Annotated in this window: 24 protein-coding genes; 13 read left to right on the top strand and 11 right to left on the bottom strand. The window is 52.5% G+C overall.

The features are described 5' to 3' along the window. Positions 1 to 62: 62 nt before the first annotated feature. From IEX74_RS21870 to IEX74_RS21835, 7 genes are all read right to left on the bottom strand, one after another. Positions 63 to 662 carry a DUF6707 family protein gene (locus tag IEX74_RS21870; protein WP_188816223.1) on the bottom strand — a complete coding sequence of 200 codons (600 nt, stop codon included), beginning with the start codon at positions 660 to 662 and terminating at the stop codon, positions 63 to 65. 642 nt (positions 663 to 1,304) lie between these two features. Further along, positions 1,305 to 2,678, bottom strand: coding sequence for a toprim domain-containing protein (locus IEX74_RS21860; RefSeq protein WP_188816221.1), 1,374 nt, complete (start codon positions 2,676 to 2,678; stop codon positions 1,305 to 1,307). Positions 2,679 to 2,857: 179 nt separating this feature from the next. Continuing rightward, positions 2,858 to 4,240, bottom strand: a complete 1,383-nt coding sequence (locus IEX74_RS21855) for a DUF3945 domain-containing protein (RefSeq protein ID WP_188816220.1) — start codon at positions 4,238 to 4,240, stop codon at positions 2,858 to 2,860. Positions 4,241 to 4,376: 136 nt separating this feature from the next. Next, the gene (locus IEX74_RS21850; protein ID WP_188816219.1) at positions 4,377 to 4,742 is read right to left on the bottom strand and encodes a hypothetical protein; all 366 of its coding nucleotides are present in this window, start codon (positions 4,740 to 4,742) and stop codon (positions 4,377 to 4,379) included. Further along, positions 4,739 to 6,754 carry a conjugal transfer protein MobC gene (gene mobC / locus IEX74_RS21845; RefSeq protein WP_188816218.1) on the bottom strand — a complete coding sequence of 672 codons (2,016 nt, stop codon included), beginning with the start codon at positions 6,752 to 6,754 and terminating at the stop codon, positions 4,739 to 4,741. The genes IEX74_RS21850 and mobC overlap by 4 nt, the downstream gene beginning before the upstream one ends. A gap of 65 nt (positions 6,755 to 6,819) precedes the next feature. Further along, positions 6,820 to 7,764: a relaxase/mobilization nuclease domain-containing protein gene (locus IEX74_RS21840; RefSeq protein ID WP_188816217.1), complete on the bottom strand. Its 945-nt coding sequence runs from the start codon at positions 7,762 to 7,764 to the stop codon at positions 6,820 to 6,822. Further along, positions 7,761 to 8,093, bottom strand: coding sequence for a plasmid mobilization protein (locus IEX74_RS21835; RefSeq protein ID WP_188816216.1), 333 nt, complete (start codon positions 8,091 to 8,093; stop codon positions 7,761 to 7,763). The genes IEX74_RS21840 and IEX74_RS21835 overlap by 4 nt, the downstream gene beginning before the upstream one ends. Before the next feature lie 805 nt (positions 8,094 to 8,898). Here IEX74_RS21835 and IEX74_RS21830 point away from each other — a divergent pair. The 13 genes from IEX74_RS21830 to traN all read left to right on the top strand — a co-directional run bounded on the left by IEX74_RS21830 (position 8,899) and on the right by traN (position 19,972). Then, complete coding sequence (locus tag IEX74_RS21830) at positions 8,899 to 9,669, top strand: ParA family protein (protein WP_188816215.1); 771 nt, start codon at positions 8,899 to 8,901, stop codon at positions 9,667 to 9,669. 10 nt (positions 9,670 to 9,679) lie between these two features. Continuing rightward, positions 9,680 to 10,171 (top strand): DUF3408 domain-containing protein, encoded by a 492-nt coding sequence (locus tag IEX74_RS21825; protein WP_188816214.1) that lies wholly within the window; start codon positions 9,680 to 9,682, stop codon positions 10,169 to 10,171. Between the two features lie 95 nt (positions 10,172 to 10,266). Continuing rightward, on the top strand, positions 10,267 to 10,905 hold the full coding sequence (locus IEX74_RS21820) for a hypothetical protein (protein ID WP_188816213.1): 639 nt from the start codon (positions 10,267 to 10,269) through the stop codon (positions 10,903 to 10,905). A gap of 64 nt (positions 10,906 to 10,969) precedes the next feature. After that, entirely contained in the window at positions 10,970 to 11,317 is a 348-nt protein-coding gene (locus IEX74_RS21815) for a DUF4134 domain-containing protein (protein ID WP_188816212.1), read from the top strand. Positions 11,318 to 11,321: 4 nt separating this feature from the next. Then, positions 11,322 to 11,642, top strand: coding sequence for a DUF4133 domain-containing protein (locus IEX74_RS21810; RefSeq protein ID WP_188816211.1), 321 nt, complete (start codon positions 11,322 to 11,324; stop codon positions 11,640 to 11,642). Continuing rightward, a complete protein-coding gene (locus tag IEX74_RS21805) occupies positions 11,639 to 14,107 on the top strand; it encodes a TraG family conjugative transposon ATPase (RefSeq protein WP_188816210.1) in 2,469 nt (822 codons plus the stop codon). The genes IEX74_RS21810 and IEX74_RS21805 overlap by 4 nt, the downstream gene beginning before the upstream one ends. A 46-nt stretch (positions 14,108 to 14,153) precedes the next feature. Next, positions 14,154 to 14,732 (top strand): hypothetical protein, encoded by a 579-nt coding sequence (locus IEX74_RS21800; RefSeq protein WP_188816209.1) that lies wholly within the window; start codon positions 14,154 to 14,156, stop codon positions 14,730 to 14,732. Positions 14,733 to 14,813: 81 nt separating this feature from the next. Then, positions 14,814 to 15,422, top strand: a complete 609-nt coding sequence (locus IEX74_RS21795) for a hypothetical protein (protein WP_229755412.1) — start codon at positions 14,814 to 14,816, stop codon at positions 15,420 to 15,422. Positions 15,423 to 15,432: 10 nt separating this feature from the next. Then, positions 15,433 to 16,083 carry a hypothetical protein gene (locus IEX74_RS21790; RefSeq protein WP_188816207.1) on the top strand — a complete coding sequence of 217 codons (651 nt, stop codon included), beginning with the start codon at positions 15,433 to 15,435 and terminating at the stop codon, positions 16,081 to 16,083. A gap of 5 nt (positions 16,084 to 16,088) precedes the next feature. Continuing rightward, entirely contained in the window at positions 16,089 to 17,183 is a 1,095-nt protein-coding gene (gene traJ, locus IEX74_RS21785; protein WP_188816206.1) for a conjugative transposon protein TraJ, read from the top strand. Between the two features lie 21 nt (positions 17,184 to 17,204). After that, on the top strand, positions 17,205 to 17,825 hold the full coding sequence (gene traK / locus IEX74_RS21780; RefSeq protein ID WP_188816205.1) for a conjugative transposon protein TraK: 621 nt from the start codon (positions 17,205 to 17,207) through the stop codon (positions 17,823 to 17,825). 21 nt (positions 17,826 to 17,846) lie between these two features. Continuing rightward, complete coding sequence (traM, locus tag IEX74_RS21775) at positions 17,847 to 19,076, top strand: conjugative transposon protein TraM (RefSeq protein WP_188816204.1); 1,230 nt, start codon at positions 17,847 to 17,849, stop codon at positions 19,074 to 19,076. Continuing rightward, positions 19,076 to 19,972 carry a conjugative transposon protein TraN gene (gene traN, locus IEX74_RS21770; RefSeq protein WP_188816203.1) on the top strand — a complete coding sequence of 299 codons (897 nt, stop codon included), beginning with the start codon at positions 19,076 to 19,078 and terminating at the stop codon, positions 19,970 to 19,972. The genes traM and traN overlap by 1 nt, the downstream gene beginning before the upstream one ends. 283 nt (positions 19,973 to 20,255) lie before the next feature. Here traN and IEX74_RS21765 read toward each other — a convergent pair whose 3' ends face one another. Genes IEX74_RS21765 through IEX74_RS21750 form a run of 4 tightly spaced genes read right to left on the bottom strand, consistent with a single transcriptional unit; the run spans position 20,256 to position 22,404 of the window. Beyond that, entirely contained in the window at positions 20,256 to 21,167 is a 912-nt protein-coding gene (locus IEX74_RS21765) for an IS3 family transposase (protein ID WP_188816255.1), read from the bottom strand. Then, positions 21,164 to 21,472 (bottom strand): transposase, encoded by a 309-nt coding sequence (locus tag IEX74_RS21760; RefSeq protein ID WP_188816202.1) that lies wholly within the window; start codon positions 21,470 to 21,472, stop codon positions 21,164 to 21,166. Before IEX74_RS21760 ends, IEX74_RS21765 begins: the two co-directional genes overlap by 4 nt. Continuing rightward, positions 21,432 to 22,157, bottom strand: coding sequence for a DUF2971 domain-containing protein (locus IEX74_RS21755; RefSeq protein ID WP_188816201.1), 726 nt, complete (start codon positions 22,155 to 22,157; stop codon positions 21,432 to 21,434). The genes IEX74_RS21760 and IEX74_RS21755 overlap by 41 nt, the downstream gene beginning before the upstream one ends. 28 nt (positions 22,158 to 22,185) lie before the next feature. Then, positions 22,186 to 22,404 carry a DUF2442 domain-containing protein gene (locus IEX74_RS21750; protein WP_188816200.1) on the bottom strand — a complete coding sequence of 73 codons (219 nt, stop codon included), beginning with the start codon at positions 22,402 to 22,404 and terminating at the stop codon, positions 22,186 to 22,188. Positions 22,405 to 22,442 lie beyond the last annotated feature (38 nt).

The following is a 22,442-nucleotide window of genomic DNA, read 5'->3' as shown; positions in this document are numbered from 1 at the left end:
TGTGAGCCTATAGCTTTATAAATTAGGTTTTTCTGGGAAACAGCTTGCCTTTTCTAGCTTATTCAAGTGTTTCGAAGCTTGGCTAGTTGAAAAACAAGTTGACGTTCGAGTTCTGGTAGCGGTAACGTCGCGGAACCGCCAAGGGCCTGAATGCATAGGAGCGCCCCTAGTTGTAGTTGGCGATAAGACTTCTCAGCAGTCGTATCGCCCCTCTGTTCTGCCTGCGCAATCTGAGCATCATAGAGCAAGCCGCCATTTACCCGCCAAGCTAAATTCTTCGCTCCTTGCGCTTGCGCAACGGTATCACCTAGTTCGTAAGTGGACCGCAGTATAGCGGCACACCGTTGCGCCTGGGTCAATTCACCAGCTTGAGTCTGGAGCTTCCACTCCAGCGCTAAGGTTAATTCTACCCAGGTCCAGATATTATAATTGTTGGTAAAAACTAGGTCATTAAGCAATTGGCAGACTTGCAAGCATAAATCGGGTCTGTCCTGCACGTAGAGTTGATAAGCCAAGTTTTTAGTGCGCTCTAGGGAATCGACAACGGTAGACTTGAAGTTTTTGGCCAAGGCGTTGGCTAGCCGAGCTGTTTTCGGATAATCTGTCACTTGACTAGCCACTGTGGCGAGTACTTGGCGCTTAGCTTGGATTACGGCGGTCATTAGGGAAGGGGGAGAGTTAAGCCTGTAAACATAAATGGTTTATATGAACCCTGTTCAGCCTAACAGTCGCTCAGCACATCTCCAATCAGTCATCTGGGAAAGGCTAAAAGCCTTTTTACATTTTATGTTATAAGTCTCATAGCGAAGCTTATAATCTACTAGAAATGCTTCTCCACTTCAACGCGTGCTCAACCAACTCGACCGCTTAGCCCAGCACCAAGAAGCCATACCTGCCTTCGCCTGTGTCGATAGTCAAAGCTGTGAAGCTGGCTCCGCCCATTCATGAGCAGCGCGGGCTTGACAGCGGTAAGCGCGTCAACATCGGACAAAGCGTATTGTGGCCGCTTTGCCCGATGTTGACGCGGCTTGCACCTCACGCACCATATTAACCGCCAACTACTCGCGGCTTCGTGCCGGTTGCGCGTCGCTGGGTGGTGGAGCGCACCTGCGCCTGGTTGGCGTGCTTTCGTCGCTTGGCTGTGGACTACGAGTACACCCCGGACAGCCATGTGACCTGGCTCTATTTGACTAACATCACCATTTGTGTGAATCGTCTACGCTAATTCCTCAACACGCTCTAAATAACATTCAAATCCGCTATTTCAAACGGACTTGAATGTCCTTGCCTCTCAAATAATTGTACTACAGCTTGGGGGTACGCCGTCTAGTATTTTGCTCTAGGGTTGGCTGAATGTCTTTTATCTTCTCTTTTAGTTGGTCATTCCAATCATTAGCTCGCGACTTATCCATTTCTAGCCGCACAGTCATGGGATACGCATTCATCAAAGCTTGATTGAAAAAGGCTAATGCTTCAAGGCGCTTTGGAATGTGAAACCGGTAGCTGTTTTCAGCCTCCTTTGAGGCAATGATCAACTCGCTGGTTAACGTGCTGGAGGTTGCGGGCTCCCGCCCGGCCACTTGGTAGTACCCTTCCGTAACCTGCTGATTGTAGTTCTTGGCCTCGCGGTGCAGGCTGGCGAAATACTTTTCCTGGTCCGAGTAAATACTGACGGTGAGCAGCCCCGGCATATTGCGTTCGATGCGCATGGGCGTGGATGCATGGGCTAGGCCAGTGATAAGCTTCGTGTCAAATAGGTGGCCTTCCATGTTGTTATCGAAGGCTAGCTTCACCGTTTTCAAATTCTGGCTCTCTACCAGCCTCTTGATCTCGCCCACTTTGTTATTGGTCAAATTGCCCGAAGTGGACGCATACATAGTATTGTTTGGCTGCTTCAGCTGGAAATATGACAGGCTGTCGATGGCACTTTCTGATACGATGAGGGTGTGGGTCTTAGCGCCACTGTTGGAAAGCCACAATGCCGACGAATTCAGCGAGTCGGCGGCCTGCCCTTTGAAGCCGTTGGCTTTGATCTCCAAGCCTACAATCCTGTCCTTGTAGAGCTGCGGGAAGGCAGTGTTTACAAAACGATACGGCTGGCCATCCTTGCTTTTGCCCTCGTGAATATGATTCAGGATCCGGCCGGCAAAACAACTGTTCACCAGGGTCTCTTCACTGAGCCCGCGGCTGAGCAGGTAGCGCTTATCCGTGAGGGGCGTTGTCTTTAGCAGGAAGTCAGGCACATATTGGTCGCCATGCTTTACCGGCTCAATAGCTGCTTGCAGAGCGGGGCTGGGCTGCCGCTGCTGCTCTGGCAGGTTCAGGAAACGCTTTGCGTTGTCGATGACGCTGCCCCAGATGCCTTTGCCTGGACTGGCCACGATGCCAACGATACGGGGGTTCTCGATGCGATACTTGAAGAAGTCAATGACACTCCCCTTGTCCCGGTCATCGGCGCGACTGAAGTACAGGTAATCCCCCGAGGGTGCTTTGTAGATGATGACTTGATCTAGGTTTGGGTTGCCCTGGTAATCGAAGACGTGAAACTTGCCTTTGTCGGGGGAAGGGCCGCTTTTGGCTCGGTTGTGCTGATAGCCCAGGTGCAGCACCAAGTCAACCAAGTTGAGGTCTTTTTTGACTTGGCTGAAGTTTAGCTCAGGTTCGCGGGGCTGCTGCATAAGCAAGGGCAATTATTTGTTGTTGCATAGGTGTGTGGGTCGGGTCAAGAAATTATAGACTTCTGCTCAATATTGAGCAAAAGTCTGGAAGACTATCAGATGTAGGTCGGATTGGGTACTAATAGAAAATCAGCTCCCGGTATGCTCAGGAACTGATTTCCGTATTCAAATCAAGCAAATTATAAACGAACTCGTGGCCGTGACGCCGGCGCTTCTTGCTTTACCTCCTTCTTAATTTCCTTCGCAGCGTGGGGCGTGGCTTCCCGAAACGTGAGTTGGCGCTTCACCGGATCGAGCTGCACAACAGCATCAAACAGTTGCTGCTTGGTGTTAAGCATCCCCTCAATTTTGGTGGGCTTTCCCTCTAGTAGTAGCTTCTGCTGCGCAGGTTCCAGCGTGACGCCCATGAGTTGTTTGGGCACTACAATGCCCTCACGGCGCACGGCAACGACACGGTTCATCTCTTTGTCGACTGCTACGTAAGCGGCAAAGGTTTGCCCCTTGCCATCGCGAAAGCCATCTGACAACGGCACCACGCCATCAGTAGCCAGTTGCTTGCGCATGGCGGGCGTGATTTCCTTCCCTAGAATCTGCTCCGGAATAATGAGCTGGTGTTTGGGTAAGTCAAACTGCAAGCTGGGGGCGCCGGCCTCATCCCGCTTGAGCACCAACTTAGCGGCGAACGGCACGGCCTCTCCGTGCTCATTGCGTAGCGAGAAAGAAGAAATGAGGTCCGTCTTTTGTCCGCTGAGTAGCTTCTGTAGTTGGCCCGACTTCTCTAGGTCACTTATTTGCACGCCCATCTTAGCTAGTAGTGAAGCGGGTAAGTCCTCTTTTGTGAAGCCTTTCCCTCTCCTCTCAATGGATTGCTGATGAAGCTCTTTGGCCTTCTCAAGCAAAGAAGGGCTCAGCAAAGAAGCCGCCTTTTCCTGAGTGGGCTGGCTGGGCGCAGGTGCTTTTAGCGTTTGCTCTACCGATACTACCGGCGCGGCTGGCGCTGGGGCACTCGCGCCGGCTTGCTGCACCCGCGCCGCCGACGCCGCCGACTCTTTTACTGCCACTGGCTTTTGCTCAGGCTTTGGTATAGCCTGCTGGGCACTGGCGAAGTTCTCAGCGAAGTTGCTGACGAAGCTCACCACGACCCCGTTCCGAACCGTGATGTTGAGTAGGCCCGCGTCATCGAGGGCTTTACCTGACTTGCGTAGGCTCTGCGCCTGGGACATGTTTTTCAAGTCCGGATCCTTGTCAATCACCTCCCAGATGTTTTTGAGCACATTGCCTACAGAATCGCCCTTCAGGGCATCGCCTAGCACCGGCTGCTGCTGGGGCTGAGTGCCCACGGATACACCGATAATCTTTGCCGCCTGTTCAAGCTGAGTGGCCTCCGTTGCTTTGCCACTCTTGCGCAGGGCATCGGCTACCGGCTGCGTATTGATGATGAATTCATCACGTAGCGCATCAACATTGATGTCATGCGTTTTCTTTGGAGCCGCTGCTGGCCCTGTAGATTGGGGAACTAGCTGTTCTCCCGCACCTTGTTTAGGTTCGGTTTGCTCAAGCATATCACTGTTAGTAAATGAGTTATACCACCTGTCCACCATCACGGGGCCAGCTAAAGCAAATATAATAATTTACTCTTTTGATTATGACTATTTAATAACAGTAATTAAAAGTAATCATTAAGCCATAATGCGACAGCTACTCGGTTAACACTTCCATTAAGGTATCTACTTCTTTACCAATCTCTTCCTTGAAGGCGCTCAGCTTTTTAATTACATCGCGTGCATCAACAGTCTTGGTGTTTTCAGAAAGCGCCCGCTTGGAAACGGTGGTGTTGTCAGGCAACAGGATCCAACTGATATTATAGCCCTTGTTGTGATAGAATAACAGGATGGTCACGAACCCTTCAATACTGCCAGCAGCGGCTTGTTCCAGGCGTGCTACTTGGTTAAGGGTAAGACCGGTTTCTGCGGCCACCTTGCTCTGCGCCCATTTCTCTTCACCGGGGCTAGCGAGCTCATCCCGTAGGAGAGCTAGACGCTTGCCGATCTGCTTGCTGTTCATGATGCTTTTATCTTTTTGGTGTTGAGTAGATGCTGCAAATTGGGGTCTCGTTTAATCCTATCCAATTCTTTGGCCACGATAGAAGCAATTTCTTCCTTGATAGATTTATAGTTATCGCGGATTATCGCATCCATCTCATCCTTTCTCGTTTCAGGATTGATAAAGCTGGTGATGTCGGGAATTTCTTGGTAGGCTACCTCTTCCTTCTTGATTTTGGCCACATCAACCACGATTTGGGCGTGAAACACCTTCTGCGGTATCTCTTGCCCGAAGTTATCGGCAACGGCCCCCACAAACGTACCTTGGCTTAAGTTGGAAATCGTACTGGCGGGAATCATGTTGCCCATCTGCGTCGAAATGCTACTACTGGTATCCTTGCTGTTGATGCTCACACCCTGGCGCTGCTGCACGATTTGCCCAAAGCGCTCTGACAAGGACTTGGCACTGTTACCCGTTAATTGTCCGGAGATTACATTACCCACAAGTTCTTGTATGGCTGTTGATTCCAGTTTACCATAGTCCCGGTCTAGCAACGCTTGGGTTTGGATGCCCAGACAGGTCGACACCAGATTACTGCGGGCCTCCGCAATCAAGCTGTCTAAGCCACGGAAATACATCGTTGGCAGCTCGTCGATAATCAGCGACGACTTCAGCTTGCCCTTCGTATTGATGAGGGAAACCAAGCGAGAGTTGAACAAGCCCAGCGCTGCGCCATAGACGCCCTTACGTTTCGGGTTGTTGCCAACGCAGACGACCTTAGGAGCCTCTGGGTTGTTGATGTCAAGGGTGAAGTCATTGCCGCTCATCACCCAGTACAGGGCCGGAGAAGCCATTTGAGCGAGTGCAATTCGAGCTGAGGCAATCTGCCCCGACAACTGTTCCATTGCATCATCTTCGTAAGCATCCACGAAGGGCTTGACGTAGTTTTCGATCTCGTCATAAGCGCCTAGGATTGGGAACATCTCTTGGTAGTCGCGAGCTAGGAACTCGATGACATGGGGAAAGGTGCAGTACTTCCCCCGCTCGTAGAGCTTCAGAAACCAGATGATGGCGGCCACGAAGTTGATCGGACTTTTTACAAAGAAGTCGTCTTGTTTAGGTATCCAGGTGCGGTTCAAGTTCAGCATAATCGTCGCGGCCGCTTCGGTTGCGTCAATGATGTCCGTCATCATGGAAGGCAGCAAAGGATTGCCTCGGTGGCTCTGACGGGGATTGTCGAAATCAACCACGAAGAACTGCACCGGCACTGAATACTTGTCTTGATGCTTCAACAGCTCATTGTACACTACTAGGGTTAAGGATGGTATTTTGTAGTCGTACACGTACATAGCAAAACCCTTTGCGATGTGCTGCTTGATGAACTGGATGATTACCGCGTAGGACTTACCGGAACCCGGAGTACCATACACGACAGTGGCACGAAACGGATTGACAATATTCACCCAGCCCTGATACTTCTTGCCTTGCCACTGGTAGAGCGTCGGGATGTTTACGGAATACTCGTTTTCCATCTTCCGTTGCTCTTGGGGGAAGCTTTCATTGGCCGTGTTGAAAATGTCATTTCTCAGATTCACGTTGAGCATCCGGCTCATCTGTATGCCACCTCTGAGCATAAGCAGGAAACCTAGGATAGTCGTGCTGGCATACAACGCAGTTATAAGAGTTGCCGAGTAGCCAAGGTCTAGCACCCAGATGTTGCCCAGAAACATCAAGATCCCAATCGCTAGGTAGGCGATAATGGGCGGCCACGTCTGCTTGTCATCGGGCTTGCCTCGCGTACCAAAGCAGGTCATCGCCAAGCACAGCACAGCAGCACCCTTGGTGACGTAAGCAGATCGGAACAATGCGGTTTTCGTGCTGAAGCGCGTGAGAATGTTCCCGACCCAGGCAGCGGTCAAGTGATGTTCAATGAAGAATCCATAGCAGTAGTAGTAGAGGTGCAGCACTACTAAGAACGCCCCGATTATGAGCGTCATGTTGATGATCATGCGTAAGCCTTTTTCGTCTTCCATGGGTGTTTTCGTTTGGGTGAACTGATAGGGGGTTCCTCATTCCACCAATTGGTGGAGCGAGCTATTTAGAGCTTGGGCCGCCGACGCTTGCGGCGCACCTGGTTTTCATTCTGCTCGGCGTCATCTGCCGTTGGCCCGCCGCTGCCCTCCCCTGCCCTATCATTTAGACTGAGCAAGGGCTCGGTCCGCATACCCGTTCCGGCGTTGGCCATGTGGCTCCCGCCTCTACCTGGTGCGAGTGAGTCGCTGGGGCGCAATGCCTCGCGGCCGTATTGGCTGAAGTGGTCACGCAGCTGCTTGGCTTTGATACCAATCTCGGTGCCCTTCACATTGCTTTCCTGATAGCGGAAGCTGCTGCCTACCAGCAGGCCTTTTCCGTCGCGTTTCAGGTAGGCTTCAATTTCCTTCGTGCGCAGGTGCGCCACTAGCTGATCGACGGAACGAATGGCCCCATCTTGTAGCGCCGCTGTGAGCACGTCCCGCACATAGCCGCGGGCAAGCTCCTTTTGTGGGTCGAGGTCTTTGGTGCTTTGCCGGCGCGAGGGCAACGGCGCCATGCCGAGCTGCTCCCGAATCTGGCGGGTGGCCTTCACGTTACGCGCATAGTTCTGATCCGTGCGCAGGGCCGGGCCGCCATCAGTGGGCACGCGGTTGATGTAGATGTGAATGTGGGGGTGCTGCTTGTCTTTGTGCTCGAACACGGCGACCTGGTGCCGATCAAGGCTGGCCCCCATCAGCTCGCAATACATGGCCGCCGCCTTTAGCTTCTGTTCGCGGTCGACTAGTTCACCTGGTGCCCACGATAAAACGGTATGCCAAACAGCCTGCTTAATTCGGTCGCTCATGTCGGCGACGGCTCGCATTTCAGCAGCCATTCCGTGCACGTTATTGCTACCCAGATTAGCTACGCTCAGTAGTTCGGCCTGCTTGTTTGTTCGGTCCGAACGCAGGCCTGCGCCGTACTCCAGGGCACCTGTAAAGTCACTGCCGGTTACTGTTTTCGCTATCATTTTAGTAGCTCCAGTAAACGGTTGGCTAGGTCCGTTAACTTCTCGCCGCCAACAGAACCAAGCTTGCCAGCATTGGCTAGACGTGCGAGTTGGTTCAAGTTGTTGGCTGCACCAGCCATCTGATTGCGCAATTCTCTCGGCACTTTCTCTCCAATCTTTTTCCCGAGGGCCGCGCGCCGGACGTAATCACCGGTTGTGAGTCCGGCCTTCGCCGCCTTTTGCTCAATGGTTTTCTTGTCAACACTCGTAATTCGAACGTTAATGTGCGCGTCTTTGAGCAGTTCTTCGCTCGATTCGGGAGCTAATTCGGGTACGTCTGGTTCTTCCATTTCAACACTGGTTTAGGGTCTGCTAGCAGCAAGACAAGGGGAAATAGCTTGCGTCAATTTCCCCTTGTCTTTGGTAGCGCGAACCGAAGGTTTGTGCGCACAAAGACATGGCTTGCTGAACAACTTCTGTAAATAAGAGGGAAGGCAAAACCGGGCGCCTACCGAGTAGCTCAAAACGTTCGCCTCCACTCTTGCAGGTGCGCGTCGGTCAAACGAATAAGGTGAGCCGTAAGTCATGGATTTACAAGCTGATACTCTGTCATATTCATACATACCAGTTCTTATACTCTGGCTTATTGATGTGTTTATGTTTTGATGTCTTGATATAACAATAGACTTATGCCCTGATCTATTTATACCCTCGTGCTTCGGTTATCTGGTTCCCTGATAGTCTTATGTATTGTTCTATGCAAAGACATAAGAACTTATGTTTTGATGTTTTGATATTCTTATGTGGTTATGGATTGATGGATTGATTTTTTTATGTATTTGTGTCCTTATGGATTGATGTTTTTATACAATGATGAACTGGTACACATCTAAACTGATATCCTGATTCGCTGATGTTCTCACAATCAGGTACTCAACAAAAGCTTGTATCATCGCATAGCTGTACCCATCTAACTCTTTCCAAGATTAATGAATGAACGAGTGAGTTAAAATGATTTCATCATAATTATTTCTCATGATGTTGCTTTATTCATTCACGACGTTAAATTTGTAATCAGTGAAAGAGTGAAAGGATTCCTTTGATGTGTGCAACCACATTCCATTTCTCTCCACTAACCATTTACCTGTATTCGCCATGAGTACCACGAAGTACATTTCTATCTCCTCCCAAAAGGGGGGTGTTGGAAAAACATCCATCAATATTCTGGCAGCCTCGGCCTTTCATTTCCTAGCGAAAGAGAAGGTCGCGGTTATTGACTGTGATTATCCGCAGCATTCGCTAGAAGGCCTGCGCAACAAAGAACTAGAGCAACTGAAGGCTAGCCCTGAGAAAGCGGCTGAGTTTCAAGCACTAGGGCAGCAGGCTTATCCAATCGTCGGCTGCACCGTGAAAGAGGCCCTGTCCATTGCAAAGGATATGGAGGGGGAATTCGACCTAGTGTTTATTGACACTCCGGGTACGATCAACGTGCCTGGCTTACTGGAGCTTTGGAAAATGCTCGATTACGTCTTTATTCCAATGGAAGGAGACATACTCAGTGTCGAGGCCACTCTGCCGTTCGCAGCCGCTCTCCAAGAGTTTGCAAAGGGTAAGCCTGGGAGCCGACTAAAGGAGTACTATGCTTTCTGGAACAAGCACATTAAGAGTGAGAAGCAGGACTTCTATGTAAAGACCGAGGAGCTTTTCGCGCAGGAGAACATACCCTTCCTGAAAAGCCGGTTGGAGCATAGCGTGAACTACCGAAAGGAAGGCATGCGCTCTACCATGTTTCCCCTCTCAAAAGAATACCTACGCCTGGGTATCAAAGGGTTAATTCAAGAAATGTCGGAAATCATCTTCCATGACCAGGCTCCGCAGGCCATGGAGTCGACGCCGGCAGAAACGGACGAAACCGAAAGCCTTTAGACCCAGACGCATGGCCACCAATAAGAATGCCTCGACCGACGTCACTGATTTTGTTAGCTCGTTTCAGCGCAAACGTCACGCTGCACCCGACCCACCCGAGCCCGCCCAAGCTCCCGCACCTGAGCCTGAGGCTATTACTGCTCCAGAAGCCGCTACTCAAGTCCCTTCTGAATCACCTGTTCCTTTGCCAATGCCACCAGCTGAAGCGCCGGTGGAAAGCCAAAAACAAAAGGGAAAGAAAAAGCAGTCCTCATCTGTGCAGGGAGTTAATTCTACCTACGCTGATACCTTCTTGAAGCCAGTAGTTAGCAAGAAGAACAAGGCTATTTATGTGGATCAAACATCCCACAACGCCTTATCGGTGCTTTCACAAGCCGCAGATATTGGTTTAGCTGATATAATAATCAACGTACTCAATCATCATTTCGAAACGTACGGCCCTGACATACGCACCTTCTTGAACGAGATGGAAAAGCGGCGCAAGGGCAACCTGCCTTACTAGCCCTTCAACTTATAAACAATTGATTTACAAGGCCCCAAAATGGAGCCTCTAGCTACTGCTTTGCCTTTCCTGTAACCTTATCAATTCTAGCTACCATGTTTAAAATGATCTCGTGGCCGCAGTTCCTAGGCGCTGTGGCAGTGCTGCTCGTCTTGTACTATGTGTTTGTGGTCGTGGTGTATTACCGAACGGAGCTACTAGGCTTGATGAAAGGAAAGGGGCGGGCCGTTGGTGATGAATCGTTGGCACCCACGCCTGCATCCGTGCTGGGCAAGGTGCCATTGGTATCCAAGGCGGCGGCTATCGTGCTTCCGAAGCAGGAAGCACCAGCGGCCGCCCAGCAAGTAAACGAGCAAGAGCCCGCCGAAGTGGTGCAGGAAACAACTACATCACTAGAAGCGAAAGAGGCGGATGAGATTAAAGAAAATGATTTAGATATATCTATAGAATCTAATAATGACGAAACGATTATTTCTGGGAATTCTGTCCCAAATCAGGAAAGGGGAGAGGAGTTAGAAGAGTTTGAGCATGATTACACGGTTGGTGTAGCCCAGCTCAGCGACTACTTTGACCGAGCAGCAGAGGGAGAAATCACCCAGGAGCAACTAGTAGAAGAGATTCCTGCCCTAGAGAACACGGAAGTGTTAATGGCATTTTATAAGAAGAGCAGTAAGAGTGCGCAGCAACTTACCTCGACGCTCTATGCTGACGTGGTAGAACCCGCCGTCAGCTAATATTTTTAGTAGCCTTCATCTTTTTTCTTTCACTCATTTCACACCATTCTTACTCATTAAAGCCATGCTTAACAAACCTTTCATTTTCACCGGACCTGGCAAATCTTCCCGGGCAAAAGTTAAAGCGATTCTGACTGCACTCGTGGTGCTGGCCACCGCCACGGCCTCACTGGCCCAGGGTGACGGCTCGGGCGGCATCACGAAAGCTACCTCCATGATCTCAGGGTACTTCGACAACCTCACGCTGCTCATGTATGCCATTGGAGCCGCCGCGGGCCTGGGTGGTGCCATCACGGCTTTTATCAAGTGGAACTCAGGTGACCAAAACACCCAGAAGCATCTTACTGCCTGGTTTGGCAGCTGCATCTTCCTGGTTGTGTCTGCTACCATCTTGCGCTCCTTCTTCCTGTAGAGCAATGGGCCACTACCTATTGAATAAGGGCGTTAATAAGCCAATTGAATTCATAGGGTTGGTAGGCGCGCGCTATCTCTTTATGCTGGTTGGGGGCCTCGGCGCCGTGTTTATGTCGGCCATTGTCCTGCTCGGCGTCGGGGTCAACACCTACCTGACCACCTTCCTCACTCTCGGTAGCGGGTTTCTTTGGTGGATCCGGGTATTCAGTCTCTGCTCGAAATATGGCGAGCACGGTGCGATGAAGCACCAAGCCAAGGGCCGCCAGCCCGTTCGGATCGTGAATCGCAATGCTCGCCTCTTTAAAGACCTAAAGCGCTCATGAGCAACCTACTTCTTCCCTCTGCTACGCTGGAAAGCAAGCAACCGATCTACGCGGTTGAAAACGACTGCCTGATCAGCAAGAACGCCGACGTGACGGTGGCCTACCGGTTGGACCTACCGGAAATCTTCACCTTATCGGAGGCCGACTACGAGTCTCTGCATTCTGCCTTTGTAAAGGCTGTGCGCTTGCTTCCCAACCATACGGTCGTACACAAGCAAGACTGGTTTGTAGAGGACAAGTACGTAGCTAACTTTGAGGTAGAGCGGTCGATGCTCTCACAAGCCTACGAGCGGCATTTCAATGAACGTCCTTTCCTGAATCATTACTGCTATCTGTTCTTGACCAAGACGCCTACTAGTCGGGAGAATTGGACTAGCCTGGCCACATTGCTTACCCGATCCAAAATCGTCCCGAAAGACATGATGGACGAGAAGTTGTTGGCTGCCTTTTTTAACGCAGTCGGGCAGTTTGTAAGAACCCTCGCGGCCGTAGGCATCAAGTGCACGCAGCTCACCGATGATGACTTGGCCGGCGCAGAAGGAAAGACCGGCCTACTGGAAAAGTATCTCTACCTGAACATGAGCGATACAGCGCCAGTGGCTGACCTTGATTTTTCGCAAGGGCTGAAAGTGGGCTCTAAACGGTGCACGTGCTACTCACTCGGTCAACTCGATGACTTGCCCGAAATACTGGAGACGAGCACCAGGCACGGCAATCTAAGCACCGATTATAGCAACTTCTTTATTGGTTTCGCATCCCCTCTTGGCTTGCAGTTGAACTGCAATCACATCTACAACCAGTATCTCTTTGTCGATGACGCTGCCAAGACCCTGAAGGACTTCGAAAAGAAGCGGGATAGGCTGAATTCGCTCTCCTTGAATTCACGCCAGAACGCCATCAACAAAGATTTTTATGACTGGTACCTGAATGAAGCCCATTCTCAGCAGCGGCTACCAGTCCGGGCGCACGCGAACATCCTGGCGTGGACGGAACAGGAGATGCACGAGAAAGAACTGCGGGAGCTAACGGGCGATGCCATCACCAAAATGGGGGGGAAGGCCCGCGAGAACACGGTTGATATCGGTACGCTCTTTTGGGCCGGTATTCCGGGCAACGCCGGCGACTTCCCCAGCGAGGAAACCTTCTACACCTTTGCCGGGCCCGCCTGCTGCCTGTGGAACGTGGAGACCAACTACCGCAGCTCCAGCAGCCCCGTTGGCATTAAACTGTCAGATCGCCTGACGGGCAAGCCAGTCCACGTCGACATCTCGGAAGAGCCGCGCAAGCGGGGCATCATTACCAACCGTAACAAGTTCGTCCTGGGCGGCTCGGGCAGTGGGAAGTCGTTTTTCACGAACGGCTTGGTGCGGCAGTTCCATGAGCAAGGCGGGCACGTGCTGCTGGTGGACACCGGCAACAGCTACAAAGGGTTGTGCCAGCTACGGGGCGGGGTGTACTACACCTACGAAGAAGCCAAGCCCATCAGCTTCAACCCCTTTTATGTAGTTGGAGCGCCGGACGTAGAGAAGCGCTTAAGCCTGCATAATCTGCTCGTGACGTTATGGAAACGCCAAAACGAAGCGCTCTCGCAATCCGAGTATGTGTCCATTTCGACAGCGCTCACGCAGTACTACCAGGCATTGAAGAATGATCCCACAATCAAAGCTTCCTTCAATACTTTCTATGAGTTTCTACAGGGGCCGTTTGATGCCTACCTGAAGGGAGAGAAGGTACGCGACCATGACTTCGACATGCAGAACTTTCTCTACGTGCTGCGGCCCTACTACCGCGGTGGAGAGTACGACTATCTGCTGAACGCTGAGCAGGAGCTAGATCTAGTGGGTGAAAGCTTTATCGTCTTCGAGATTGACAACATTAAGGACCACCCCATCCTGTTCCCCGTTGTTACGCTGGTCATCATGGACACCTTTCTGCAGAAGATGCGCATGCTCAAGGGTGTGCGCAAGATGATCTTGATCGAGGAAGCCTGGAAAGCCATTGCCACCCCGGCTATGGCCGATTACCTGAAATACCTCTTCAAGACCGTCCGCAAGTTTCAGGGGGAAGCCGTCGTGGTCACACAGGAGGTCAAAGACATCCTCGATAATCCGATTGTCAAGGATACGATCATCACGCAGTCTGATTGCATGATCCTGCTGAGCCTGGAGAAGTTCATGGGCAAGTTCGATGAAATTCAAGAGGTGTTGGCGCTCTCCGAAAAGCAAAAAGCCTTGGTGCTTAGCATCAATGCCGACCGCCGCCCGGATGAATTCTACAATGAGGTCTATATTGGTCTAGGGACCAAAGTGGCCACGGTGTACGGCGTGGTAGTGTCGAAAGAAGAGTACGTGACTTACACGACGGAAGAAACTGAGAAGATGGTTCTCTTTCAAAAGCTAGACGCTGGCTTAGATATAGAAACAGCTATTCAGGTGTACGCTCAAGAATTACGGGACGCTGGTTAAGAGCGTCAACTTGATTAAGTTACTCCTGCCATACCACCCACCGACTATGAAAACGACCTCACTATTCTTACTCGCTAGTCTGCTGTTTGCCTCTTGCGGACAAGATGCAGCTTCAAAAAAGCTGGCATCTGATCAGGAAGCGCATGTGACTGCATCCATCAAACAGATTTACAAGCTCGGTGGTGAAAAGGCGACAGCTAGCTTTGGCCCCTTGCTGCACGAGTGGTACCAGAGCGAGGTGCCCAATACGATTAAGCTGAATCCAAGAGTTGCCAACATCTACGAGACCCATGCGGCCATCCTACAGGAAGTAGCGGCTAACGGACCGAAGCTGACGAAAGCAGAGGTTATCTCCGTTGAGCAGGCCCAGGGTATCCGCTCCCAGTATAAATCGTTGGTCAACCAAAGCACTTCGAATGTGCAGGAACTATCGAACCTAGCTACTAGTGGAACGAGCATGAGTGAGGCAGAGCAGCTCAAGTACGTCTCGGACTTGGAAGAGAAGGAGAAGCATCAACTCGCATTGGTACAATACTATAGCAGACGGACCGCGGCGGCGATAGCTCAGAAGGAGCAAAAGCTGAAACACCAGAAGTACAACCGGGAAATGTGGGGCCACGAATAGCCCAGCCCGCACCCATTCACTAACTACATCTAGGTCATGAAAAAAACACGGTTTTTACTGTGTCTGGCAGCGCTTTGCCTTTTGGGTAAGCCTTCCGCGCACGCACAAGCAGTGGTTTCGGCGCCGATTTTAGAAGGTACCAACTTCATTCAGACGGGGTTACAAGCCACGTTGAAGGCGCTAAGTACCAAAGCAAATACGCTGGTGAATGCCGGCGTGGTCGAGCAGGTGTTGACCAAGGGGTTCACCGAAAAGAACATGCTCCTGGCCAAGAACTGGTACGATGGGTTGATGCAGGTCAGCAACACCGTCAAGCAGTACCGGCGCGTGCGCCACCTCTTTGAGCGGCAGACGGCCATCATCACCATCTACTCCAACTACATCGGCAAGTTCAAGGCGGATCCTAACCTTCGCCCCGAGCAGGTGGCCGGTATCGTACGAGGCTATACCACCCTGATTCAGGAATCAGCTTCTTATCTGGATGATCTGACCGCCATCGTCTCGCCGCTGAAATCTAAGATGACGGATGCCGAGCGCATGGAGTTGATTGATGCCTTAGACGATAAGGTAACGCATCAGTACGACTTGGTTTCCTACTTCACGCGCCGCAACATGGCCATGTCGTTCCGCCAAAATCAGGCGGCGAAAGACCTGGCTACCATCAAGCAACTCTACGGCCTAGCCAAATAGGACCTAGGCTATGAAACAGCTCAAAACCTTATTTGCGATAGTAGCCATGGGGCTCCTGTCGCACGCCACGCGCGCTCAGTTCGTGGTCACGATGCCCATTGCAGAGAAGCAGGCCACCAAGCAAGCAACTCACCAAGGATTCTTGACCACACTGCGGGCCTTGGGTAACACCATTGTGAAGAAGGGTACCAATACCCAGGCAGTTATCAAGCAGCTCACTGATCAGACGGCAGCCATGCACGAAGACTGGTACACGAGCCTGCTTAAGATCAACTCAGTGGTGAAGGATTACCAGCGGGTGAAAACGATCTGGTCTTACCAAGACCGCACCCTGGCTCTGTACACCCAGAACATGACCCAGCTGCGGAGCAACCCCTACCTGACGCCGCCACAAATTCAAGGGATGATCAAGGGCTACACGGTGCTGCTCTCGGAGAACGTCGGGCTGCTTGATGATCTGACCACCATCCTCACACCGAATGCGGCCAAGATGACGGATGCCCAGCGGCTGAAGTTCATCAACAAGCTCTCGGATAAGGTGGTGCACCAATACGAGCTCGTCTCCTACTTCACCAAACGCAACCAGGCCATTGCCTCGGCTCAAACCAAAGCGGCAAAAGACCGCCAGCTACTCAAACAGCTTTACGGATTATCCAACTAACGACTATGCTTCTTTCCTTCTTCTCCTTGCTGCTTCAGGTATCGATACCGGTCGAATCACTGCAACAACTGCTCGACAATCTCTACAATGAGATGCTGCCCCTATGTTCAGATCTAGTCAACGTGGGGCGTGCCCTGGGTGGCCTAGGTGCCTTGGTATTCATCGGCAGCAAGATTTGGCGCAACCTGGCTACTACCGAGCCGATTGATTTCTGGCCACTGATGCGCCCGTTTGGAATCGGTATTGTAATCATGTTTTTCCCCTCTATGCTCGCTGTTTTGAATACCGTCCTCGGCGGTGTCTCTTCCGCAACAAACTCTATTGTGCGGGTGCAGAATCAAAATATCATTCAGCTACAAGAGCGTAAAGCTGAACTACTCGCCGCACGGCCGGAAAATGCGCCCTACGAATCGAACGAAGCATTTGACAAGGAGCTGGAGAGCAAGGATGCTTTAGACTTCGGCGGGAAAGCGGCGCTGTACTTTGACCGCATGGCCTATGACGTGCAGAAGAACTTCCGTGAGTGGATCCGCAATGTGCTGGAACTGGCTCATAACTCGGCGGCGCTGGTCATCAATACCATTCGCACCTTCTTCCTGATCATCTTAAGCATTGTCGGCCCCATCAGCTTCGGCTTTGCTATCTGGCCTGGCTTCGAGGCCACGCTGACCAACTGGCTAGCCCGCTACATCAATGTGTTTCTGTGGCTGCCAGTGGCCAACATCTTCGGGGCCATCATCGCCAAAATTCAAGTAATGATGCTCAACCTAGACATTGCCCAGATTCGCTCAGGTGGTGATTTGGAAGCGGCGGATATGGGCTACATGATCTTTCTGGTGATTGCTATTGCTGGCTACTTCACGGTGCCTTCCGTGTCAAGCTGGATTGTAGCGGCGAGCGGCATGAGCAACATTCTACGCTTCGCTACTGTGCAGGGCGGCGCAGCTGCTAGTGGCGCTGCCAGTTTCGCCGGCGCCACTGCTGGACAAGTGGCCGGCCGGGGTGTGAATACCGCGGGTGCCATGCTCTCCGACATTCGAAATAACACGGTGCCTGGCAGTGTGGGTAATCAGACAGGCTTCAAGAATACGGCTGCTTAATCCATCCTAGAAACCACGACTATGTTCCGTTCCCTCAAGAATATCGACTCGGCTCACCAACAAAGCAGAACCATGTTTTTCACCCTGGCGCTGTTCTGCCTTCTGATTACGGTGTATGCTATCTACTCGGGCCACAAGAGTACGATGATTGCGCTGGACAATATTTACCTGCTGAATAATGGGCAGCTAATGACGGCTAGCGCCCACAGTGTAAAGGAGAACCGGCCAGTTGAGGCGCAGGATCACGTCAAACGCTTTCACGAACTGTTCTTCACGCTGGATCCGGACGACAAAGCTATTCAGTACAACGTGAGTCAGTCGCTGTACCTGGCCGATGCTAGTGCGCAGCAGCAGTACGAGTACCTGAAAGAAAGCGGTTATATCAACGAGTTGATTCAGAAAAACATCAGCCAGGATATCCGCGTGGATAGCGTCACCGTGCAGCCTAGTAGTAGTGGTTATTACGCCAAGTGCTATGCCCAGCAACACATCATTCGCACTTCCACTGTCACTACCCGCAACCTGATTTCGGAGTGCTACCTGCGCGATGTGTCGCGCTCGGCCAACAACCCCCACGGCTTTTTAATGGAGCGGTGGCGCGTGGTGCAAAACAACGACCTGCTGACAGAGAACCGTCGCTAAATCTCTCTTATTCCTACGACTATGAGCGCTCCAAAACTTACCCAGGAGTTCATCAAGAAGCGGCGGCTCCTGCTGTTCATTCCACTTCCTTCCGTCATTTTTCTGACGATTCTCTTTGTTTTAGGTGGTGGGGGCAAAGGCGTGCCCACGGCTGAGGCGGGACCTGGCGTTGGCATGAGTGGCCTCAACACATCCCTTCCCTCTGCTGGCAAAACGTCGCTATTTGAAAGCAAGCTGGATGCGTACGCAGCTCCCCAGGATAGCACCAACCACAACGGCTTAGCCTTTAGTGCTCCCGCGCCTTCAGCCACGCTGGATAGCTCCGCCGCTGCTATCACTGGTCAGCCCGCGACAGGTTTAAACTACGCGGTACAGCCTGGCCAACCCTCGCAAGCTTATGACCCAAAGGCTGATCCAAATGTGGCGGCGATGCAAAGCCGCATGCAGCGCACGCAGCAGCAACTCTACGCTCCGGAGCCTACTTACTCTTCCGGCAGCGTGGCCACGAGCAGTAACTATGGTGGTAGCTCGGCCAAGGATGAGCAAATGGATCAGAGCCTACGGGAGCTAGACCAGCTGCGCCAGCAATATGAAAAGCGGCTGCAAGACTTGGATAAGCCGGCACCAGCGGCCACGCCCGCGGCACCCGTTGCCACAGCCTCTACTAAATCCAGTAAGCCAGCGCCCTCCGTTGTGGCGGCCGAACCTGTCTCGGTGGTGAATCGCCTACAAGCGAACACCGCAGCCTCAGGCAAGGGCAATAGCTTTCATGGCCTAGGGGGAACGTCTCGATCTGCGGCCGCCGTGAATGCGGTACCTGCGGTGGTCCACTCTGATCAGGTGGTCGTGCAAGGCCAAACGGTGAAGCTTCGTTTGCTTGCCGATGTGCAACTCGAGGGGCGCGTGATTCCAGCTAACACCTTCGTCTACGGGGTATGTGGCCTGAGCGGACAACGGCTCACCATCACGATCAATTCTATTCAGTACGATAACAGCATTGTACCTGTCAGCCTATCGGCTTACGATCTGGATGGTGGGGAAGGACTCAACATTCCGGGCTCAGTGGATCGGGATGCTGCTAAACAAGGCATGGCCAACGGCGCAAGCAGCGCCGACCTGCTCACCATGTCGCCGAGCCTTGGGGCGCAAGCTGCGGGCATTGCTATTCAGACCGGGAAGGCTATCGCCGGCAACAAGATCAAACTGGTCAAAATCAACCTGAAAGCCAACTATAAACTTTTGCTCCAGTAATGAAAACACGTCGGTTTGTATTCGCCTCGCTCGCTAGCCTTGGCCTTTCCTTTTCAGCACTGGCTCAGCAGAAGCCCTTGCCATTTCTCACGATTGAGGCGCAATACCTCATCTCCAGCTACCACCTAGGGGTCGGCTTTCAAAAAACAACTCACTTGATCTTTCCCAGCGCGGTTACCTACGTGGACCTGGGCAGCGGCAGCATCATAGCCGATAAGGCACAAGGGGCGGAGAACATTGTAAAGGTGAAAGCAAATGCCGCCAGCTTTGCCCAGACCAACATGACCGTGCTCACTTCCGATGGCAAGCTGTACTCGTTTCTCGTGGATTACGAGCGTGACCCAAAAATCATCAACGTTAATTTCGCTGGGGCAGCTGTTGGCGGGGGAGGGGTACCAGTGGTGCAGGCCAGCAAAGCAGCCCAAGCCAAAAACAGCATGGAATCTACGGCCGCTGAAGTAGCCGCCAAGAAGCGCACGGTGCGCCGGCATGATGTGCGTAAGGATGACATTACCCTCGGCCTGCACGGACTCTACACGGCGGACGATCTGTTTTACTTTCAGCTCTATATGTTCAACAAGTCGAACATTGGGTATGACATTGACTTTGTGAAGTTCTACGTACGTGACAAGAAAACCGTCAAGCGCACGGCCGTGCAGGAGTCCGAGGTAGCGCCACGTTACGTGTACAACAGTGGCCGCAGCGCCTTTGCGGGGAACACCTTACTGGAGCGGGTGTACGTCTACCCCAAGTTTACGATTCCCGATGACAAGCAGCTGGTGGTGGAGATGTTCGAGAAGGGCGGCGGGCGCCATCTCTCCCTGAAGATTACCAACCAAGACATTCTAAAGGCGCGCATGCTCAGCTCGCCGCCGGCGACAGTGGCTACACGTTAGTTTCCGCATGGCTAGCCATAAAAAGGGTATAACGAATCGTTATACCCTTTTTAGTTTTTTGAATAACCGTCCGACTCTCACAAGGCCGGGCTTTTGAGTTAATCCCTACTTTCGATATGGTATATTTGAAGCTGTTATATCTATACCTGGCATTAGCTCCATTGCTTGTGCTGTTAGCTCCGGCTGAGAAACTGGGCCGACTTTGATAGAGGCTAACTTGAATTCCTCCTCTTCATCAATTAACGGAATCTCCAAATAAGGAATAGAGACACCCTTGACATCTCTAAACTTCTGGGTAGCCTGGACAGTTTAGGGCGTTAAGTGGAAGAAGTTGTTGGTGAGTGTGATAGGGGGTCTGGTAGTCGATGCTGGAGTGCAGGCGCTCGTGATTGTAGTAGTCAAAATAATCGGCGACGCTGGCCCGGGCATCAGCCAAGTCCGCAAAAACGGGCCGCTCGCGTAGTTCGAGCACCTCCGTTTTGAGGCGGGACCACAGGCTTTCGGCCTGCGCATTATCGTAGCAGTCGCCGCGGCGGCTCTGCGAGCGCACGGCCTGGTGGTCGTGCAGCAGTTGCCGGTAGGCCGTGCCGCAGTATTGCCCGCCGCGGTCCGAGTGCACGAGCAGGCCCGGCGTGGGCGGTTGGGCCCAAAAGGCGCGCTGCAAGGCGGTGGTCACCAGTTCTTCGGGCATCGTGGCCCCGACCTGCCAGCCCACCACCTGCTTGCTGGCCACGTCTTGAAAGGCGCACAAATAGGCCCAGTCGCCGTTAGCCAGCGGCAAATACGTGATGTCGCTGACCCAGACCCGGTTCGCCTGGGTGGGCTTAGGCTGGTCGAGTAGCCGATTGGGCGCGCAGCGCAGTCCGTGCGTCGAGTCGGTCGTGCGCGGGGTATAGGCCTTGGGTTGCAGCGCGTGCAGGCCCCGCTGGCGCATGGCCGTGCGCAGGCGCTGACGGCCTACCCGGTAGCCCTTTCGGCGCAAGGCGACTTGCAGCCGACGGGTGCCGTAGCGGCGTTTGTGCCGGCCAAAGACCTGCACCAATGCCCTTTCCCAAGCCGGCTCACCCGGGGCTACTGCTTGCTCTTGTGCTTGTTGCCAGACATAGTAGCCGCTGGCGGGCGCCCCCACTACTTGGCAAAGCAGGCGAATCGGGTACTGCCCGCAGTGCGCTTCGATAAAGCGGTAGCGGCTCATCGGGTGTCGGTCACGGAGAAGATGGCAATGGCTTTTTTTAAAATGTCCAGCTCCTGCGCCTGCCGCCGGGCCAAGGCCCGCAGCTGGCGCAGTTCGGCCGCCGTGGCCGGGTCCAACTCCGCCCCGCGGGCCGCCGCGACCGGCGTGAGGGCTTCTTTTTGCCACTTATAGAGCAACTTCGGATTGATATTGAGCGCCCGGGCGGCAGCTTGCGTCGAGCGGCTTTCACTGGCCAGGCGTAAGGCTTCGGCGCGGAAGGCGGCGTCATAACGCCGACGCTTGGCGGGTTGGGGGCTGTCTTTCATGACATGCGAAAGATAAGGCCCTATTCTGTCCTGATTTACCCGACCACCTCACTCTTTCTCCTTTTGGATCTAATGTATCCTTGATCAGTCGCCACTCTTTTTCTTCTCTAAACTGAGGGTGTTTGAGCACTGGAGCATACTGAGCCAACGAAAAGCCCATCGCGCGCCACCCGCGGGTGCGAGCATGATGGGCATAACCGTCCACTGTGTTCTTGTCAAAGGATACTGCGGCTGCTTTTTGATAAAGCTCGCTCCAAGCTGCTGGCAGCATTCCGATCACTTTGGATCGAATTATTTCCTTTTGTGCCTCTACATCATAAACACATTGTACAAGCTCTAGATTGTAGCGATTGATAACATTGGCTAGCATCTGATGCTTAAAGGAAAAGGCAAAGCCCCCATCTGGGGTGTACCCTCGCCATTGGCTTAACGAGTCATTATCTCCCGTTAGCGAGAAGGTATAGATAGGGACGTCTTCTTTAAAGTAAATACCATGATAAGGAATAGGCGGATCATACTCCTTAAGCACCTCCAGTGTTAGCTTAACAGCGTAGCTGTACTCCTCCATATCGTTTTGATAACGAATATTTGTCATCCACAAGGATTTGCTTTTTGATATTCCGGCAAAACCCGCAGGAGTAGAATAATGATAAAGCTTATCTAGTTCGATACCGAAATCCTTCATGCCTACACTAATTAGAGTTTAATTGTAACTACCTCCCCATCTGCGCCATCGTGAGCTTCTGCGCTAGGTCCGGCCACTCCACCGCCGTATCCTGATCCACCAGTTGCCAGTTGGCGCGCTGGGCCTCGGTGGCGTGATAGAGAAACGTGCACGGCACGGTCGCATACGGACCCGGCCAGAACGTGCCATCGGAGAAGAAGACGTAAACGCTGGTCGTGGTGAGTTCGATGCGGTTGATGTTTGCCATACTGCGAAGGTAGGCACGCGGGTTGTAGTGCGGCAAGT

The sequence above is a fragment of the Hymenobacter cavernae genome, assembly GCF_014641455.1.
Classification (GTDB): domain Bacteria; phylum Bacteroidota; class Bacteroidia; order Cytophagales; family Hymenobacteraceae; genus Hymenobacter; species Hymenobacter cavernae.
Note: the sequence above shows the minus strand (reverse complement) of the source record. Positions and strands in the feature narration are given on the sequence as shown.

Bases quoted from the DNA above. Each gene is read 5' to 3' on its own strand.
- IEX74_RS21870 (WP_188816223.1), bottom strand. From the start codon at position 662: ATGACCGCCGTAATCCAAGCTAAGCGCCAAGTACTCGCCACAGTGGCT.
- IEX74_RS21860 (WP_188816221.1), bottom strand. From the start codon at position 2,678: ATGCAGCAGCCCCGCGAACCTGAGCTAAACTTCAGCCAAGTCAAAAAA.
- IEX74_RS21855 (WP_188816220.1), bottom strand. From the start codon at position 4,240: ATGCTTGAGCAAACCGAACCTAAACAAGGTGCGGGAGAACAGCTAGTT.
- IEX74_RS21850 (WP_188816219.1), bottom strand. From the start codon at position 4,742: ATGAACAGCAAGCAGATCGGCAAGCGTCTAGCTCTCCTACGGGATGAG.
- mobC (WP_188816218.1), bottom strand. From the start codon at position 6,754: ATGGAAGACGAAAAAGGCTTACGCATGATCATCAACATGACGCTCATA.
- IEX74_RS21840 (WP_188816217.1), bottom strand. From the start codon at position 7,764: ATGATAGCGAAAACAGTAACCGGCAGTGACTTTACAGGTGCCCTGGAG.
- IEX74_RS21835 (WP_188816216.1), bottom strand. From the start codon at position 8,093: ATGGAAGAACCAGACGTACCCGAATTAGCTCCCGAATCGAGCGAAGAA.
- IEX74_RS21830 (WP_188816215.1), top strand. From the start codon at position 8,899: ATGAGTACCACGAAGTACATTTCTATCTCCTCCCAAAAGGGGGGTGTT.
- IEX74_RS21825 (WP_188816214.1), top strand. From the start codon at position 9,680: ATGGCCACCAATAAGAATGCCTCGACCGACGTCACTGATTTTGTTAGC.
- IEX74_RS21820 (WP_188816213.1), top strand. From the start codon at position 10,267: ATGTTTAAAATGATCTCGTGGCCGCAGTTCCTAGGCGCTGTGGCAGTG.
- IEX74_RS21815 (WP_188816212.1), top strand. From the start codon at position 10,970: ATGCTTAACAAACCTTTCATTTTCACCGGACCTGGCAAATCTTCCCGG.
- IEX74_RS21810 (WP_188816211.1), top strand. From the start codon at position 11,322: ATGGGCCACTACCTATTGAATAAGGGCGTTAATAAGCCAATTGAATTC.
- IEX74_RS21805 (WP_188816210.1), top strand. From the start codon at position 11,639: ATGAGCAACCTACTTCTTCCCTCTGCTACGCTGGAAAGCAAGCAACCG.
- IEX74_RS21800 (WP_188816209.1), top strand. From the start codon at position 14,154: ATGAAAACGACCTCACTATTCTTACTCGCTAGTCTGCTGTTTGCCTCT.
- IEX74_RS21790 (WP_188816207.1), top strand. From the start codon at position 15,433: ATGAAACAGCTCAAAACCTTATTTGCGATAGTAGCCATGGGGCTCCTG.
- traJ (WP_188816206.1), top strand. From the start codon at position 16,089: ATGCTTCTTTCCTTCTTCTCCTTGCTGCTTCAGGTATCGATACCGGTC.
- traK (WP_188816205.1), top strand. From the start codon at position 17,205: ATGTTCCGTTCCCTCAAGAATATCGACTCGGCTCACCAACAAAGCAGA.
- traM (WP_188816204.1), top strand. From the start codon at position 17,847: ATGAGCGCTCCAAAACTTACCCAGGAGTTCATCAAGAAGCGGCGGCTC.
- traN (WP_188816203.1), top strand. From the start codon at position 19,076: ATGAAAACACGTCGGTTTGTATTCGCCTCGCTCGCTAGCCTTGGCCTT.
- IEX74_RS21765 (WP_188816255.1), bottom strand. From the start codon at position 21,167: ATGAGCCGCTACCGCTTTATCGAAGCGCACTGCGGGCAGTACCCGATT.
- IEX74_RS21760 (WP_188816202.1), bottom strand. From the start codon at position 21,472: ATGAAAGACAGCCCCCAACCCGCCAAGCGTCGGCGTTATGACGCCGCC.
- IEX74_RS21755 (WP_188816201.1), bottom strand. From the start codon at position 22,157: ATGAAGGATTTCGGTATCGAACTAGATAAGCTTTATCATTATTCTACT.
- IEX74_RS21750 (WP_188816200.1), bottom strand. From the start codon at position 22,404: ATGGCAAACATCAACCGCATCGAACTCACCACGACCAGCGTTTACGTC.